The organism is Pseudoalteromonas sp. Of7M-16, assembly GCF_022347805.1.
Classification (GTDB): domain Bacteria; phylum Pseudomonadota; class Gammaproteobacteria; order Enterobacterales; family Alteromonadaceae; genus Pseudoalteromonas; species Pseudoalteromonas luteoviolacea_F.
Genome location: NZ_JAKRFY010000023.1, coordinates 79,081 through 97,355, shown reverse-complemented (window position 1 = coordinate 97,355; position 18,275 = coordinate 79,081). Strand labels below are relative to the sequence as shown.

Sequence of the window (18,275 nt, the reverse complement as noted above, 5' to 3'; positions counted from 1 at the left end):
AAAGTAAGATGACGTTACAAACAAGTGGTCCAATTTCGCTCAAAGATATCGGTGATGAATATCGAGATGAGCAGCCTCATGAGCTAGGCTTTTTTAGTGAGCATGTTAATAAACTACCAGGCGACACCATAGCTATCAGCGAGTTTTACGGAAAGTCTGCTAAGACTATTCGATTACAAGACAAGACATTTGAAGTTTATACGCAACGCTCTGCAATTATTCCCATTGCTAATGTGCTCGATGGTAGTTTTGATGAATACAGTGATGGGCAAGATCCCGTTAGCTTAATCGCGGTACACAACCCGCAATTTGGCACTGTACGAATAGATGGTGCAAATATTGAATTTACATCGACAAGTGGTGTGGGGAGCGCTGCGCGCTTTGATTATGTTGTTGAAAACAGCATTGGGATCAGAAAAACCCATTTTGTAACCATGTCAGTTGTGGCCGTTCCACCAATCGTCTGCAACCCCGATACATTCTCTTTGCAACAGGGAGAATCAATTTATATAAGCAAGCAGCAATTAATTGCAAACGATGAAGATGGTTCAGGCACGGGCTTGTCTTTGGTCGGAGTGGCTAACGCGCAAGGAGGTACTGTATCACAAAGCGGAGATACCATTACTTTTGTCTCAACAGGCCTTGCTGAGCAGCCAGCGCAGTTTAATTATCGGGTAAGAAACGGCCACGGTGTAGAGCAAACTGGTACTGTGTATATCAATATTACTCCATTGCCAGAGCTTGAGTCGTTTGTCTATCGCACTGAGGAACAATCTGATCAAGCGAGGCAAAGCTATAGCCCTCCGACGATGCAAGATATCTTTAACAATTGGGCGAGATTCAACGGCAACGAGTACTTTTTAAATAAGCAAGATGCGGAGGCGCGCAACAGTGCCAACGCTAAAGCCTGGTATTACAATGCGCCGACAGATAGCGTAGTAATGCCTCTGAATGTCTCACCGCCAAATGGATTTGTGTCAGCGGAAAAAGTAGACAATTACACGTTAGAAGCAACCTTAAGTTCGGACAGTAGTGATAACGATACCATCGGAGTTGTTGCAGCATTTGTCAGAGAAGGCAGTATAAATTATGTGTTGACTATTGTACTCAATACGGGCGGAACACCTCCTAGCTCCACCGGTTGCGGGGTGTATTTTGGCTACGTAGGTGTTGGATCTGGTGGGGATAAATTACTCGGACAATATAATATAGGTACTGGCGGTGGTTGGAGTAATAAACGAGTAAGGGTAAAAGTGCAGCGTCAGGGAGACATATTTAAGTTTTATGTCACACCTTGGAATCAAACAGACAACTTCCAGTCGGCCAGTGAAATTGTTGTTGATTTGAATGGTGATGCTGATCTACACCGCTTTAAAGGAAAACAGTCATACGGTTACATCACTTACTCGCAACCAAATTCGACTTATTTAGACACCGATTTACGCGGTGGCTTAGATGTTTCAAAAATCTACGATGCGCAAAACAACTATGTCTGGGAGTACATCAGCGGCAGTTGGCAGCGTATTGCAGGAAGTATTCAAAGTCACTTGGGCTACATTCGAAAAGTGTTTAACCCACAAAGTAAAGAACGCTTTTTAATCTCTCAAAATGCGGTTACTTATATTGGTAACTTGGTTGATAAGAACCAGTGGAATGATTCCTACTTGTTGAATGAGACGCAGAATGTTTTGGCAGATCAAACGCTATCGCAAAATGGTGCTCCTACAGGCAGACGTATCTTGGCGCTCTACACGGCTGGTAAAGAAGAGAAAAACTACCTTAAAGAAAAGCCAAGCGTTTCGACAACATCTGCGCATACTCACCATAACAGCAACCCAGGTTTTAATAACTTAGGTGCGAAAAACTGGTTTGCGGACAACCAAATAGATTTGACCATTACCGACTTTATTGGCGGCACGGTTGTCATTGAGGGCGGTATTGTTGGACGCATCACGCGAATAGGCAACGACAACGGCACCAGCGCTTTTGTGCACTATCAGGTTACGGATTATCGCTTATTTGAGCATATCCCTGATGTCTCTTCCCAATCTCTTTAGTACATACGCCGCAAAGTAGAGACATTGCGGTGGTTTTACTGAAGCACTTTATTTTCTAACCCATAGCGCACCAGTTCAGGTGCGCCACATTTATCCAAGGAGGCCACTATGGCTCAAAAAACACTTTCAGGTATTCTCGCAGCTATCGATGCAGAGCAAATCGCGGTAAATATGACTGCAACCAAATCTCTATACCGCTATACAGGTATTATTGATCGTGTAAATGCAGTCAAAAAAGACACCAATGTTGATTTATCGACAGCAAACAATGATAACTTTTTAACCAATACATTAAACCTCGCGGATGGCGATAAAATTTTGCTTACCAAGCAATCTACGCCATCTCAAAACGGGGTTTACCAAAGAATTGCAGACACTTTGAATAAAATTACTTATCCAAATGTAGAACTGGGTAACTTAGTTGAGTTGCTTGGTACTCCGCCTACGTCTTCCACAGTGTTTTATAAACTGATGGATGGCGATCAATGGGGAGAAGTGTTGCTCAGTGATGGTGCCATTGCTGCGGCCGTATAACTCGTTGACCAAGTGAATTCACTTGGTCTTTTTACATTGAGGTGAGCACCATCAATGATTAATAAATATATAAATATTAACGCGCTACTCAATCGTATTGTCGGTCATCAACAACATGTAGAGCGCTTTGTGGGTTTTATCGGTGTTGTTGACCGAGCGTTTCAGGTGCCTATGAACATCGCGCAGCCGCTGCCGCCAAGTGATTGGCAGTCTACTGTCCTGTTAACTGCACAACAAAACCTGAGTGAAAATGGGTTGTATCAAATTGACGAGCGAGGGCTATGGCAATCGCTTCCCACAGATCTAGAGCCTGGCAATATCGTGGCGCTTGGTAGCCAAAACCCAGAGTCGAATCGATATTTTAAATTGATTGAAATTAACTTACAAAAACAGATTTGGCAGCCTTTTGAGTTGAGTGGACTAAACCCGTTGCAGGTTCAATAGGTGTAAATCGGGTGGGTACAATTGAGCGGGAAACAGTATGGCTAATCTGCTGAGGAAAACCCTAAAGTCGTTCTTTAAACGTGGCAAAAAACCAACGGAATCACAATTTGCACAGTGGTTAGATGCGTGCTTACTGCAAGGTGAAGATGGCATTGAAAAGAGCGAAAAAGGTCTTGAAATTACGCAAAACTTGAGGATTAAAGGTGATCTGACGGTCGACGGCACATTTTGGCTTGCTAAGCACTGGCAATCATCGCCGCCTGATGTCGAAACTCAGTCGTCAGAATCGCTCCCTGAGGGTGCAATTTTTTTATGGTATGGTTCCAAGCTACCCCCAGGCTACGGGCTTTGCAATGGTAAAGAAGGAAAACCTTTACTGCATGCACCGCTCAATAGCACCCATCAACTCCAGTACATTATTAAATTGCCATAACCTTAATTCAAATAAAAAACAGGCATTACCATGATAGATGAGAGACTCTCCAAAAAACCGGAGGAGGTGTTTAATGGCGTCGAGTATGCGACCTTAACACCTGCTCCTATGTCGACCCTTTTAAGCGAAAAACAAAAACAACAGTGCAATTTTCAGAAAACCCTAAATGCTGGCATTTGGCCGACAAAACAAGTGCCATCATTTACGGACAGTTGGCACAGCCAAGCTTGGATTGAGGTATATTTGGATTCATTGCTTGCATGGTTACACGATTTAAAAGACAGTCAATTACTGAACAAATCTGAGCCAGTCTATTTAGTGTTACTGGGGGGCGAACGCTACGCGTTTGGTTTGGCGTTATTGCAAAAGCTATTGCAGGGGTGCCAACAGCAAGGTATCGGCGATATAAATGTCTGTTTGCTATTGAGTACAGTTGACCAAACCATGCAGACACAGCTGGTCCGTCATCCAGACTTTAATGAGTATAATCAAAGCGGGCAGGTCCGCATAATAAACTGGGATATGGCCTCGGGCCAGTCAATACCAAGTCATGATATCGACGGCGAACCTCTAGCGATAGAAGCAAATCCCGCTGCATGTTTAGCTCACGGCGTGCTTTCTCAATTACCACAAGCAATTTATTACATGCACTATCAAGATATCTATTGTGCCGAAATTGCCTGCATCCAAAACTCTGAACATGTTGAACATACACATAGCGATGAAAATCATCAAGAGCTACCACTCTTGTGGGATTTGAAGGTAGCTGAAAGCGCCGTAAAGAAAGACGATAAATGGTGTGCAGTTTATCAGTGGAGTAAGACTACTGTAGGTAGAGAAGTCGAACTGGTGGAGGGCGATTTAGCAGCTCAATTAGGCGAGGCGTTAAAAAAGCTTATCGCAAGAGGGGTAAGTAGAGCGGTTGCGATACCACTTTGCGCGGCTCAGCTTTTATTTCAGCTTGAACAGACTTTTTCCAAAGGTATGCTCCAGTTGATTAGCGATAATATGACCTCTGATAGAGGGGTTAATTTGCCAAAAGTTTTATCGAATACAGGGATGAAACTACCTGTAGATATGAATGTACTGAGTTGGATGAACCCTTGTCCATTCAACACCCAACTTGAACAGTTGCAGGGAAGTGATGTGGCGATATATATGAGCACAAGTCATGAGAAATCAAGTGAATTCAACTACACGCGGCATATATTTGAAAAGGCTTGTGCTTATCACTCACCAATTTGCCAAGCTGAAATTACTCAAAGTATTAAAAGCAGGGCGAAGGAATTAACTGAACCACAAATCTTAGCTTACATCAGACAAAGCAAATTTGATCCAAACGTGTTGGCTTTTTTTATACCTAGATTGCTTAAAGAAGGAGTACTAGTCGAAAACCGTATGCAGTGGTGTCACGTTCTATCGCAAGTATGGCAAAACCATATTATTGACTGTTCACATGAGTCCTTTGCCTTTGAACTCGGCCTGCTGGCCATTGATTTTAGTCATTGGATGTTGGCAAAAAACTGTATGTTAGCGTGTATGGAAGTAAATGGTCCAAACACCGTGTATTTACATAATTTGGCGCTGGTGGCATGGGCTACAGGTGAGCTTGAGATTGCAGTTCAAAGCGCTGAATTGGCGCTCGACTTTAGCCCTCAAGATGCACAGGTTAAAAAGCTTAATACGGATATTGCGAACTTCCAAGAATACTGTCAACACCTAGCTTGGTTTGACATGAAACGCAGTAGTACTCAATGTCAGGATTCCGGTTTGAAACTTTTACCCCTTGGCGAGCACCAGTTGGGCGAGTTTTATAGCCAATACCGGCAAAGTGAAATCGCTGAGCGTTTGCGCGGAGTAAAGCTCAATCAATTCAGCCAGCTAACAGGAATATGGCCAACTTGGCTTGAAGAGGGTCGCAGCGGCGAGAAGGGCCACTTTGCACTCATTCATGATTCGTTTGGTTTTGTCGGGGCTATCGTTATTGATTTTGCCCCACTAACTGATGGCGTTGACAGTCACATGTCATCAAATGATGCACATTTATCATTTTGGATAGGATGTGACTATCAAAGTCGCGGGTTTGGAAAAGCTGGTGTCAACTTAGCGATTAAAACTGTCCAGCATATCGCAGCAAAACTCAATATTTCTTATTTAAAGACTTCTGCTTGGGTACACAATACAGTCTCTAGACATATTTTAACACAGGCTGGATTTACTGCTTTGCAGGAAACAAAAGGTACTGGAGTTGAACAAGAGGTGTTTTATCAATTGACGTTGGCTAAGGGCGTTGCAGCGCAAAGAAACAGAATCTCTATTTAGTTAATGGATTATGGGCCAAATTAACACTTTTCTGTATAAATAAACAGTGTCAAAAGGCTGGTTATGATTTGTTGAAATAAAAAGGGAGTGGCTTATTAACAACTAGATTGGGAGTTAAAAGTTCACGTAATAATAAAGAGATAGTCGGGATAATCGGCACCGAGTTACAGTTTAGTCTAGTGGTGGTGTTGTAGACAATGAAAGGAAGCCTATAACAATGATTAAAGGAAGTTACTAAGGTTGAAATATGTACGCAAAACAAAAAGAAAACCCTAAAGAAAGTGCAAATAGTTCAGCTGTTCATGAACAAGAAATCGAGGCTCCCCATGCTACGTATTGGCACGAGCGTTTGGTACGTGATGATGGTTACTATTACACTCAAAACAACAGCGTTGCGGATACTACGGAAGAGTGGACGAGGATACGAGATATTTTTAAGGGACAGCGTGGATCCATAACCGAGAATATGAAAGCTAAACTAGGAACTTATTGGGTGATCGATGATGGGGAACTCGAGTATCAGGCAGATACAACCCATGGTAGTGACCACATAGAGGATCGAAAATTGTTGCGTGAAACGCATTTGGGAGCGCTAGATTTCCAACTTACATTGAGGCAGGAGGGCGAAACCCTATCTCTGGAAAATATACTTGTAAACCCGGTTATCTTTGATAATGGGTGGGGGGAAAATCTCACCCGGATAGACCCAACTGGCCAAGAACTGTTGAACGCAGTGATGAGTACCAAAGACGACTTTTCGAAAGCGCAGTTGATGGAAACGGAAGAGGAAGGAGGTATCCGTACCAGCCACAACCACAACAAGGTCAGGATCGGACATATAGTACACGGACGAGTTGATCAGGCATCTAAAGACATTCTGGACCCGATAAACTCAATAGCTAAGTGGGGCCAATTCCTCACTCAGAGTACAGTAACAGCGGTAGAGGCAACAGTTGAAGATGAAACAACGGTAATGATTAAGAAACTACGAGTTATAGCAAATCTACAAAATTACCCCGATCTAAACCGTGGTCCAGTGAGACTGGGTATCGGAACTATACAAGCACCTAAGGTAGTAACCGTGGAGTACCAAGGCTTGACGTGGTCGATTGAGGGCGAGCTTGAATTCGACGAGCTGTACATAGATGCGTATGCAAATAATTGATATAGACACTCGGCTTTATCTACGAAACAAATTTTGTATAACTGCTCGTCACCATATACTCTATTGAGAGTTAAATACGGTATCTACTTAATAACTCTGATAAAACGCAGGTTAGTCATATTTCGACGTAGGTTATGCAATTCAATAAAGTATGGATGGCGACCATAATAGGCACAGAGCTCATTAAATTGGCGTGACATAGTTGACTTCAGCGCCACAAAATCCGGCTTTATGTGTGAGCTGTTTAGTAATATAAACTCAACTAAAACTGCATGCTTAGCGTCAGCATAAAGCTGCGTTTTGGCTGTGGGATCAGAGAGTTTGCCCAGCCTTGTGAACGCTGTTCAAAATCGTCACCGCTGGCTGCGGCTTCTGCGCCAGAATGGTAATAGATTTCATCGAAGAGGTTCTTCACCTTTAATGCCACCGAGAAGGACTCCAATTGGTAAGAGATATTGGCATCCACGGTTAAGTAGGCGTCATTCTCTCTTTGCTTTGCGCGTAGCGCGTTTCTTAAATACAGTGGCTTGCTGGCTACCCAGTTGGCTTTTACATTTACGTTGAGCTCGTCACTGACTGGCACATTAATACCTACATTAATTTTATGTGGGGAAATATCGCCAAGCTCTGCATCTAGGTTACTGCATGGATCATAAGACAAGCTATGTTCTTGCGCTATTTGACTGCAATTCTCGATCCCTTCACCAACCCAAACACCGAGATCATGGTCGTAACTTACGCTACTTTTTGACTTGGTGTAGGTATAGTAGAGATATCCGGTGATATTCGCAGCGTCTGTTATGAAGTTACTAAACTCAAACTTGCCGCGATATTCCAACCCATAGGTGCTGCGCTTTCCGGCATTTTCTGCCTCTTCTTTAATGACATCATCGTATCTGGCAGTAAACAGCGACAGGTCGTGCAGCCAGTTGTCCTGCTGGTACATATAGATGACTTCAAAGTTCTTTGCTTTTTCGGGTTTCAGATTTGGATTTGCAGAGCGGCCGCTCCAGCCTCCCCACAGTTGTATTGGGGCAGGTTCCTGAAAAGCCGTGCCGTAAAGTAGCTTGATAGTGGATTGGTGAGAGAGAAAATAAATGGCTGACGCTCTGGGATTGGTAGTGCTGCCATACAGGCTGTTTTTGTCATGTCTCAGCCCTGCATTAATACGCCAGTCATTAATATTCCAGATCGCTTGAATGTAGGCCCCTCTGTCTGTCAAACTGGCTAAGTTTTCATCCGGCATCTGGCTTAATGTATCAGGCTGAATGTTAATGGTACTGTCTATGTTGAGTGCAACGCCATCACCTGCAGTTTCGGGCGTATCTGATGAGCAGAAGGTCTCGGGAAAATAGCCACAGGCATCATATGCTTTGGTCAGCTCTTTGTCTTCAAATTTAATGCCGCCGCTTATTTTTAACTGTTCGCTGTAGTCGAACTCGTAATCTTGTTTGAACAACCAGCTTTTGTTGCTGGTCCGCCAGTGCGAAATAGTCAGTGTTGAGACAACTTCAGGACCAGTTAGTGCGGTTGATCCCGGGAAGGACTCAACCCAGTAGCCACCATTATTACTTTTTCTGCTGAGCAGCATGGTGTCTACCTTCACTTTGTCTTTTAACGACCCGACATGACGTAAGTAATACTGTTCAGAGGTACGATACCACTGAGCCGCTGGTTGGGCTCTGTCGTGCGGGTATTGTGGGCCCCAGCCGTGACGCATATCCCATTCAATAATTCCAAAAGTCAGGTTTTTAAATTTCACATCGGCTAGAATTCCCCATTCCCTCTGTGGGTCATGGTAGCTGCCAAAGTCGTTGTATTTAGAGCTGTGGGGACAGCCATCAGCGTCGCAGTTAGCAGACAAAGCGGTGTCGTAGATCACCGGTCCCCAGATATCTCGGTTGCTCAAAAGCTCGTTACTCACAAACCCCCAAGGTGCCAAGTCATTAATATCCGCTTCATCACTGGAGTAGTATTTTGCGGACAGGTTATAGGTCAGCTTTTTGTGGTTGCCACCTGCGGCTAAATCAACGCTCTGGGTATCATAACTGCCTGACTGAACATTCACGGTAAAAAAGTCATCATTTTTATACCTGTCTTCGGCATTAGACGTAACTAAGTTGATGATACCTAAAAATGCATTGGGTCCGTAAACTGCACCAACCGGGCCATAGAGGACTTCTATCCGCTCCATGTTTGACAGCGGATAGTTTTTTGACAGGGTGGCTTCGTGATACCACAAATGGTTATCTACTATGCCATTGACCAGCATCAGTGTGCGTTGTGTAAGCGGTGTTCGATAGCCGCGCTGATAGGTGATCACGCCGCCATTACCGTTGGTGACAGTGCTGTCAAACCCAGGTAAGTCTAAGATGACCTCATCAATACTGGTGTAACCACGTTGTTCGATATCTTTGGCTGTAATGATCACCATGGCGGCAGGGGCATCACGTAGTGTTTCTTCAATACCTGAAGCAGATGACACGGTTAGGTTGAGCAAGTCCTCCAGACTGAGATCCATCAGTGCGCTGGGTTGCTCATTTTGCGCATAAGTTTTTGAGCTGGCGAGTAGGGCGGCGGAGCACATCAGGGCTATCAGGTTTTTGTGGTGGTGTTTTTGAGTCATGCTCTCGCCTTAACCCTACAAACTGCAGCGGATCAATGATTGTATCGCACAATCAATACGATGATCCTTTATAGTCAGTGAGGGTCTTACCTATATCTTTGGAGGGTAGGCTATACCGCTTGTTTGTCAAGGTTTGATGATAAGAGAGCTCAGGATTGGAAAGTGGGGGAATCACAAACTAAGGGGGAATTGTTTCCAATTGCTCAAAGGCCTGCTTAAGCGCTTCAAGAAAATGCTTCTCGGTTGACAAGCTCGCTACAACGTAAAGCCCTTGGCTGTCGTCTATGGCCTGATGACGTATATATTGAGTGGTATGTTTTGCCGCGACTCTGTCGGGGATATGAGATGCAAACATAGTGTGTACCCTGCCTTTGTTGAGCATTTGCCAGGCTTTGTCCATATCGGCAACGAGTACAAGGTTATCAGTTTCCGTAAAACCCAAACTTAGGAGCTTGCTTTCTTCATAGCTGCCCCGGATTGCGACAGTTGTATAAGTAAGGGCTTCCTCGATACTCGCTATTTTGACCTTGCCACTGCGCAGAGAATAAAAGTCGTACTTTAAGGTAGTGACTCTAAAAAGCCAGTGAAACAAGGGAGTTCGTTGGTGCGTTTTTGCCATAGAAAAGAGCAGCACATTGGGTTGGCTCAAAGCCATATCGTAGGCACGTGCCCAAGGGGCAACCTCAATATCGGTATCAATACCAGCCAGTGTAAGTGCCAGGTTGACTTGAGAAACGGCACTACCAGAAAGCCTTTTACCTTCTTCCACTATAGTATATGGGGCAAAGTGTTCGGTATATACAGATAGTGATTTTTCCTGAGCACCTATGGTGATACAAAAAAACAGAGCACCAGAGATGAAAGAAGAACTAAAGATTCGCAACATGCATGCTCTGCCAAGCCTGATTAATGATAAGTCTAGTTGCCTTCAGCCTGTTTTGCATGGTCTGAATTGACATACTCATTGTGCAGCCAGAATGTGTAATGAACTAATTTGTCAAATATATAAATGCGTTACCTAGTAAACAGGCCAACAGTGCACTAATTTGTGTCAGCTGTAATTACTGAGAGTCTCATACGCATTTTGCTACAGAGCCCAACACAACTCTGTAGCAAAATGTTTTTGTTCAACCATTGCATTCAAAATTTCAATACTAGTCAGCTTTTACGATAGGCCTTGATGTTTTCTATCTAGAATGGGTCTTTTCAAACTTACTTCGTATAACACCATCCAAACACAAATTAATTTCACAATAAGGCGACGCATTATGATGTCAGATATGGACTCCTCATACCTGCCTGATAGGCAAAAACAGCAACAAAGAGACAAAGCATTTCGACAGCGAAGACACAAATTGGACGAAGAGTCGTCGCGTTCGCGGGATCGCAGCCCTATTCGAGGCCCTAAACATGCGATTTCGAGGCAAAGTTCAGATATGAGTGTTCAAGACGAAGACATTGAGACAATTTTTCTTGATGATTTAGACTACGGTGAGTCCATCTCAAAGGACGAATATGATAGTTTTATACCGATTTTAGACCAGTACACGAACGACCTTGGCAGCACCGAGCAAGTTGAGCAAGCGGTCGAGGTTATAGCCAGCAGTTACTTTGATGTCTTATTAGACCCTGAGCAAGTTCAGGATGTTGCGCAGCTTTACTACCATGTAGTAGGTGCGCGGTTAAGCCATATCTACAAACTGCTTATTCCAGAAAGCCAGAATATTGATATGGCTTTTAGTGCAATCAATGAGTTAGCGTATAGCGAAATGCCCGGCGTCAACTTGATACAGAACTTTGCATATCAATACAATCAATATCAGGTGGGGACTTCGTTTTCAATTAACCCGGCATGGAATATTACAATCCCCGCAGGAGGTAGTGAAGAGCGGATCCGTGAAACAAGTGGTACTGATTCCATAAATGACACAAAAATAAAATTTTATTCAGCCAAAGACTTTAAGTATAAAAATGCCGCTGGTGGTGATGTCACCATCAATACAATTGTGGGTGACAAGGTTGAAGCCCGTTTATCCCGCTTGGCGCCGCGAGGTGAGTCGGCTGAGGTCAATGCTGATCAAAGTGATTTGATGAAAAATGTATTGGTTTATAACAATAATGGAAATAACGCCAATGAAAAGGGATGGATCCGAGGCCATTTACTCAATGACAATTTGGGGGGCTCAGCGCTGAAGTTTAACCTATACCCGATCACAGGATCGGCAAATAAAGAGCACCACTCACGCGTAGAGTCCCACGTAAAAAATCTAGTTGAAGCGGGCTACATCGTTGAATATAAAGTTGAAGTGGTACCTACAGTACCTGCACCCCATCAAAAAGAAACCGCCCCCGGATACAAAAGTGGTGCTGCGCCAAAAGCAAATTTTGTGTGTTCTGTAAAAGTATTGAGTGACACCAGTACGGATGCTGCCAGTAGTTACCATCCCGAAGGGTCATTTTCAGTGACCATCACATCTGAATACAAAACAAAACATGCCTCGACGGGAGATGTTGCAACTTTAAAAGCGTTTGCAAACAAAGCTGTCAAAAGTAAAGACAATAAGGTCGATAGTAAGGCGTATATGAGACCCTGGACAACCAAAAAAGGGTTGACTAAGCCGCTAGGTTTATCTCAGAGCGACGACAAACACATTCGTGATAAAGACTACAAAGATTGGACTGACAAGCAAAAGAATAGCAAGTTTTGGACCTGGGATCAGACTCGCATTGATGCTTTGAAAGCCGCTTTAAAAGGCTAACTGTATATTTAACTCGCCAAGGGCATATATTTTTATCTCTCTCAGCAGAGTTTGCAGCTTGTAAGCTCCCAGCAATTCTCCCAATTATTCATTTCAATACAAGCAACAAAAGGAAATCATCTACATGCTTCAAAAAGAAGAGTTAGCTACTTATCCAACGCGCACAGCGTCGTCGGTAAGTAATGCACTCAACTCAGACTCAGTGAACGTCGATTTGCTGTCATCAGGTGTCGATGTCGCCAAGCGTTATGCTTCCCAAGTAGTTTGGGACCATTTCAAAGGAGATGCCACAGCTAAACTGATCATCTCAAGTGTTTTCAATTATGCGGTTACGTCATTAAAGTCCTTAAATCCATGGGTAACGGCCATTTCTCAAGCTTTGCTGATGCTAGCAAAAGTACCACCAGGTGTTGTGTCTGCAGTACTGTGGGCTGTGGGGAAAATTTGGCTGTGGGCGGCCAATAAGTTTTACAATGGTGGCTGGATCGCTACCGCGTGGGGTGATATTGATGAGCCCTATATTTATCAATGGCTTAAAAAAGGAAGCGATGCTCATGGAGCATTGCGCGCATTAGTTGCAGACTTGCAAGCTTGGGTGCAGTACATTCAAGACAAACTTGCGAGCCGCGTTGCCCGTTTAATTGGGGTATCTGAAACGGATGAAGATGCTGATCCTGCTCAGTCGACAGATGAAGAGGAGCAGTCGTCGCCAAATATCGTTGATAATAAATTTGTGTCACTGGGTATAAATCAACCGGAGCTGATGGATTGGGAAGATGGAGTAAGCAAGTCAAAAAGAGCGGGGCTACATGGTACTGGCGTGGCAAAAGTAAACTTGCTCGGCCAACAATTTGGTGGGGACGTAGATATTAAACTCCCCTTTGGCAGTGGCTGGGAAGTGTCTGTTAAACCTGTGTTTGCCAGTCAGCAGGGGGTTGGTTTTAGTGGCTTTATCGCAGCGCATCAGGTGTTAGGTGATGAACTGGTGATAAATGAAGAAGGCTTATCTCGTTTTAAGGCCAGCATTGTTGGTCTCGATATTGCTGATAAGCGAGTGTATTCAGACTTAATGTCATTGGATTACAACAAGCAGCAAAAAGAAGTGCATTTTGCCGGTGATGCACATGTTCCTTTGTGGGACAAAAAAAAGCTGGATGGAGAGTTTGACCTAAAACTTGACACAGCTGGTAGATTCAAATCGGGCAGAACAAAAATTGCTTCGTCAGATACTTTTGAAGTGTTCCCTAATTTCCTATCAATTAGTAATCCTAGTGGTGAAGTTGACATTGCAAAAGACGCCGCACCAGAATTTGAGGTCAGTACTGATGCCTCTTTACATGGTTTACCTGGGGGCGTTAAGGCGTCGATTAGCCAAGCAAAAGTGATGTATCACGACGAGCAGCTAGGTGGTGAGATTGAGCAAGCAGATGTTGAGATCCCAGTCAGTAAGCATACGACTATGACACTGGCAATGACCAAGGCTAAGTTTACTAAAGATGCCATTGAAGCTGAAAATGCTTATATGGACCTTGAACACGACAACTCTAAGGTTTTAAACAAAAAGGCCATTGTTGAATCAGACTTTTTCTCTGGCAATTTTGATTTTGGAAAAGTATTTGAACTTAAACAATTAAAAGTGCACCAAGGGCTGAACTCACTCAAGTTTGAAGGTGGAAAGTTCACTTATGAAAAAGATGAGAATAATGGTTTACAGTTACTTAGAGCACGCATTTTAGGACTAGAAGCTTACTACGATAACGAAAAACGCGAAGGTGGAATATCGGGAGAGTGGAAGAAGGGCATTAGTTTTCCTGCATTTTCATTAGACTTTCCGGTTGGTGCAGGCGTCGCCGGAGTCGGTGTAGATATCACAGGAGGTTTTGATTTCGCTGCTGGAATTGGTGCTAGGATTCAAAACAAGGAAGAAGATAACACCGAAACTCAAATGCTCTTCAATGTATTTGGTGAAGCCTCTGCCAGTGCAAAGGCTAAAGCCAGAATCGAAGCCGGGGCGTTTGTTGGCGTTCCATATTTGGCAAAGGTTCAAGGTGGATTGTTTGGCGAAATACGCGGCGGTATTGAAGGCAAGATATTGACGTCGGGTCGTTTAAAATACACCCGCGGGCAAGGTGGAGATAGCTTTGGGCAGTTTGGAATTGATAAAGATTGGCCAATGCAAGGTGACTTTAGTTTAACTGGCTCGCTGGAAGCTGAGGTTGGAGCATCCATCAAGGCTAAAGTGCTGACATTTGAAAAAGAGATTGCATCTGTCTCCATAGGAGATTGGACCCTAGGTGAATATACGCTAGATGGTACAATTAAAAGGAGTCCAAATGGCAAAGGCTACATCGTTGAACGTTCACAAGGCAAATTTGTTAAAGATAAACCTGAACCCGTTAAGGTAACAAAAGAAACACTCTCTGTTGACAAGTGGGTCAATCAGTTAGAGAAAGACCACAGCCACATTGAATACACAGAAGATGAAGCGAAGAGAAAGCTACCGGAAGTTGCGAGGAAAACAGTTTATAGCCATTTGAGCCCACTGCAAAAAGAAGATGTGAGTGAAAGATACACTAACTTACTCAAGTTGATGCCGCAGCGTCTTAAGTTTGCAAAAACCTATCAAAAAATCAAAGCGGAGAGAGATAAGCTGCCAACTAGTGGCACTTATATATGGACACCCAAAGTGTGGAATGAAGCGGTTCAGCGCAAAAGTATTTGGATTTTTGAGTTTAGTACCAGTAAGGCACAAGTCGCAGAGCAATTGGAGAAATACCATAAAACCCACTCAATATTAGAGCGTAGAGTGATCCTCGCAAAACTTGAAGAGATTGCCACAGATTATCGTCAGAACAAGTCTAAAAATGAGGACAATAAAGAAGCAGCAAAAGACTTTTTAGAAAGTATAGAAAAAGAGCGACTCATTTTGATGTAGTTCAATTGCTACCATTGTCGTTTATTCAATGTGTGTAATACGTTGTAATAGCTATTCACTTATTTGTTTATTATGTTGCTCTCTATATTTGAGCGGGTGTCATTGCGCATCTACTTATATCGATACGACATGCTAAAGGAACAAATAACCATGCCAAAACTTAATTGGCAACACACAACTATGGTCAGAGATGGCCCTAAATATGGTGTATAAAAATATTCATAATTATGCATATAAGTTGAAATTTTTATTACGACTGAAATCTAAAAAAGCAGCCTTATGGCTGCTTTTTTATTTATATATCAAATACATCCTTTTATTTTGGCTAAGTTAACTTTCGGTACGTAAAAGTTGATGTTGTTTCTAATATGTATACAATGATTTTTTTTGTGAAATTAAGGATAGATATGGAAACAAAATGTTCTCAGCCTTTTCGGGTTGTGCTCTTATGTATGTTTTTCTCTGCATTAAGTACGGTAGTAAATGCTACTGAGCGTGTATCGGGATATATATATAATCAATCTTCTACTTTTTCGGTGCACCATGAACCTAGTGCCTCCACAGACTTTATGGTTGTAGAAAGTTCAGCAGCAGTGACAACGCTTAACTTTAATAAATTTGCAACAATTAAGCCTGTACTTATCAAGATCCCAAGTGACAGTAATATTGAAACCTTAGTGGTTAATGCGTCATCAATTGATATTCAAAATGCAGTTTCGGTGATGGGTAAGCCCGTGGATTTAGTGTTTATATCGAACGGAGGCTCTGTAAGTTGTAATAACTGTTCTTTTGATAATGCTGGGAGAGTTTCGTTTGTAAATGGCACATTTTCTGGTGGTATTGTTAGAACACGAGTAGGTGGTAAAGTGACTCTCTCAAACCTAAGTGCGCCAGGTTTGCAATCTCTTGAAGTGATGTCCGATAGTATTGTTACATCAGGTGTTATTGATTTGAATTTACGCGCAGAGCGTCATCCTAATAGCGGATTCATTCAATCAAGTAGGGGCACGTATGTGCTGGGATCAGGAGGTATTAACCTGTATCCCGGTCGCTTTTCTATTCGTTATAGCAATCTCGATATGATCTCTTCGACGACCCTTTCGAGTAATTACCAACCGTTTGGTACTTTTAAAGCTGCAAGTATTGGTATTGTTGCGTCGCAGCCAGTGACTATTCCTGCAAGCACTGTGCTCAATACCATGTCGGATGCTTTGGCGACCAGCACACGACAGGGACAATTTTACGCGCCAGCAGAAGGAGTGTTCATTCAAATAGCAGAACATGAAAGTGCGGCGCTGAATGTCTACGGTAAGCTTTATAGCGACCGTATCATCACAACGAAAGCTATCGGTGCGACGACTTATCGATCTGGGTCTAGGCTGATTGGTCAAACAATCAAGAGTTTTTCAGACCGCGGGATGTTAAATCAGGGCTACGTTGATGCAGATAGTATTGAGGTTGCTGCTAGTCGACTGATTAATTCAGGCACTTTAAATGGCTCAAAAGTTAATATCGAAGTCGAAGGTGACGTATATAATACGTTTGGTGGAGTGATAAAAGCGGGCACTTTGAGCGTCGATTTGAATGATGGTATTTTTACCAATGGCTCACGAACCAACAGACTATACTGGCCAACAAACAAGTCATTAAAGGCACCTTCTATTAATGTCAATAGCTTAAAACATGGCCCATATTCTGGTTATAGCACCGCGGGCACTGCACAAAGCCGCCTCAGTGCAAAAATTCATGCGAACACCATAAAAATTGTGGCTAAAGCTATAGAGAATATTAATCCTTACCACATTGAAGAGCCGAGTGGTGTTGACTGGAGTGTTGGTATTCGCGTAAACACCGCTCAGTCGGAGCAGGTCTCTATTGCGGCTGAGTCAAAAATAGAACTTAAAGCAAGTCAGTATATTCGAAACGCTTCTGCTATTTTGCGCCTCAACCAGCAGGGGTTATTCCATATTGACACACCGCTGTTATTTAATGAACGTTACCGCCTTGAGACGACCTCTTACATTATTTCTCGTTACGCTTATACGTCAGAAAATAAAGGAAGTCGCGATACGGTAGAGCAGGGAGTCGGGACGAAAATTGCGGCTTACTCACCTCCGGGGCGAATAGTCAGTTTTGGCGAGTTTCAAATTGGCAGTAAATCAGTACCTTCGAACAGACGTCGTTTTGTAAATGCATTTTCCTACATTGAGCTTTTCGGTAACGCGCGTTTCCAAAAACTAGATTTGGAATCAATTGGCATCAAATTGAGTAGTACTGTCGCAACAGATAATTTTTACGCCATTAAGCAGTGTATGGCCATCGGAAACTGCAGCGGTACATCAGTTGATACTTCTGTTGAAGGTGAAACCTTACTGGCCATTCACGGCAATGTGTATGGTATTAACCCCAATGTAGAGAGTCAAAGCGACCTGACTGTCACTGATTCAAATTCATTGAATGCGACGACCAACGCCAAGATTAGAGAGTACTTCCAACGGTATGTAAAAGTTGTGGATGAAGATACTTATGAAGGCTACTCATCTCCTAAAGTACAAGATCAATGGGTTACTGCGTATTTGTATAAATGTGATGGCTATCGATATGAAGAGCACGGTTTAGTTAAAACTGAGAACTGCAGTTATTCCACAGTAAGAGTGGCATTAAGTACGATACTTGGCGAAACATCAAGCGCAGAATTTGAAAATACAGGTTACACCTTTAAAGAAGTGACTGATGCTGCGAAATCTTATGCGAGTCGCAGGAGATATGTGAGCCGCGCTGAAGACTACCGCTGTGATAATCAACGTTACAGCTGCACCGCACAAAACTTTAAATACCAGAATGTTGTAGTCAGTGACGGCGGTAAAAAAGTGACAGTGAGTTACAAGTATGAAATCTCGATTGATGATGAGTTAGACGATTTCGACACACCCTTTATTCGCTATATCTCCAAATCACCCACGATCACAGTGGCGGAATTGATGGCTGGTAAATAAATGG

General features: G+C 43.1%; 11 protein-coding genes. 9 read left to right on the top strand and 2 right to left on the bottom strand.

What is annotated here, in order from left to right:
- The first annotated feature begins 8 nt into the window (after positions 1 to 8).
- The 6 genes from MHN81_RS20765 to MHN81_RS20740 all read left to right on the top strand — a co-directional run bounded on the left by MHN81_RS20765 (position 9) and on the right by MHN81_RS20740 (position 6,955).
- Entirely contained in the window at positions 9 to 2,057 is a 2,049-nt protein-coding gene (locus MHN81_RS20765; protein ID WP_023399339.1) for an Ig-like domain-containing protein, read from the top strand.
- Positions 2,058 to 2,165: 108 nt separating this feature from the next.
- Positions 2,166 to 2,591: a hypothetical protein gene (locus MHN81_RS20760; RefSeq protein ID WP_023399340.1), complete on the top strand. Its 426-nt coding sequence runs from the start codon at positions 2,166 to 2,168 to the stop codon at positions 2,589 to 2,591.
- Between the two features lie 54 nt (positions 2,592 to 2,645).
- On the top strand, positions 2,646 to 3,035 hold the full coding sequence (locus MHN81_RS20755) for a hypothetical protein (protein ID WP_239426592.1): 390 nt from the start codon (positions 2,646 to 2,648) through the stop codon (positions 3,033 to 3,035).
- A 37-nt stretch (positions 3,036 to 3,072) separates the two neighbouring features.
- Positions 3,073 to 3,468: a hypothetical protein gene (locus MHN81_RS20750; RefSeq protein WP_239426591.1), complete on the top strand. Its 396-nt coding sequence runs from the start codon at positions 3,073 to 3,075 to the stop codon at positions 3,466 to 3,468.
- A gap of 30 nt (positions 3,469 to 3,498) precedes the next feature.
- Positions 3,499 to 5,790 carry a GNAT family N-acetyltransferase gene (locus MHN81_RS20745; protein ID WP_239426590.1) on the top strand — a complete coding sequence of 764 codons (2,292 nt, stop codon included), beginning with the start codon at positions 3,499 to 3,501 and terminating at the stop codon, positions 5,788 to 5,790.
- 247 nt (positions 5,791 to 6,037) lie between these two features.
- On the top strand, positions 6,038 to 6,955 hold the full coding sequence (locus tag MHN81_RS20740) for a hypothetical protein (RefSeq protein WP_239426589.1): 918 nt from the start codon (positions 6,038 to 6,040) through the stop codon (positions 6,953 to 6,955).
- 262 nt (positions 6,956 to 7,217) lie between these two features.
- Here the strand turns inward: MHN81_RS20740 and MHN81_RS20735 are convergent, their stop codons facing one another.
- Both MHN81_RS20735 and MHN81_RS20730 read right to left on the bottom strand, forming a co-directional pair.
- On the bottom strand, positions 7,218 to 9,581 hold the full coding sequence (locus tag MHN81_RS20735; protein WP_239426588.1) for a TonB-dependent receptor: 2,364 nt from the start codon (positions 9,579 to 9,581) through the stop codon (positions 7,218 to 7,220).
- A 178-nt stretch (positions 9,582 to 9,759) separates the two neighbouring features.
- The gene (locus MHN81_RS20730) at positions 9,760 to 10,467 is read right to left on the bottom strand and encodes an amino acid ABC transporter substrate-binding protein (protein ID WP_023399345.1); all 708 of its coding nucleotides are present in this window, start codon (positions 10,465 to 10,467) and stop codon (positions 9,760 to 9,762) included.
- A gap of 382 nt (positions 10,468 to 10,849) precedes the next feature.
- Between MHN81_RS20730 and MHN81_RS20725 the strand changes: the two genes are divergently transcribed.
- The 3 genes from MHN81_RS20725 (at position 10,850) to MHN81_RS20715 (ending at position 18,271) form a co-directional block, all read left to right on the top strand.
- On the top strand, positions 10,850 to 12,340 hold the full coding sequence (locus MHN81_RS20725) for a DNA/RNA non-specific endonuclease (RefSeq protein WP_239426587.1): 1,491 nt from the start codon (positions 10,850 to 10,852) through the stop codon (positions 12,338 to 12,340).
- A gap of 124 nt (positions 12,341 to 12,464) precedes the next feature.
- Positions 12,465 to 15,275 carry a hypothetical protein gene (locus MHN81_RS20720; protein ID WP_239426586.1) on the top strand — a complete coding sequence of 937 codons (2,811 nt, stop codon included), beginning with the start codon at positions 12,465 to 12,467 and terminating at the stop codon, positions 15,273 to 15,275.
- Positions 15,276 to 15,682: 407 nt separating this feature from the next.
- Positions 15,683 to 18,271: a hypothetical protein gene (locus MHN81_RS20715; RefSeq protein ID WP_239426585.1), complete on the top strand. Its 2,589-nt coding sequence runs from the start codon at positions 15,683 to 15,685 to the stop codon at positions 18,269 to 18,271.
- The last annotated feature ends 4 nt before the right edge of the window (positions 18,272 to 18,275 follow it).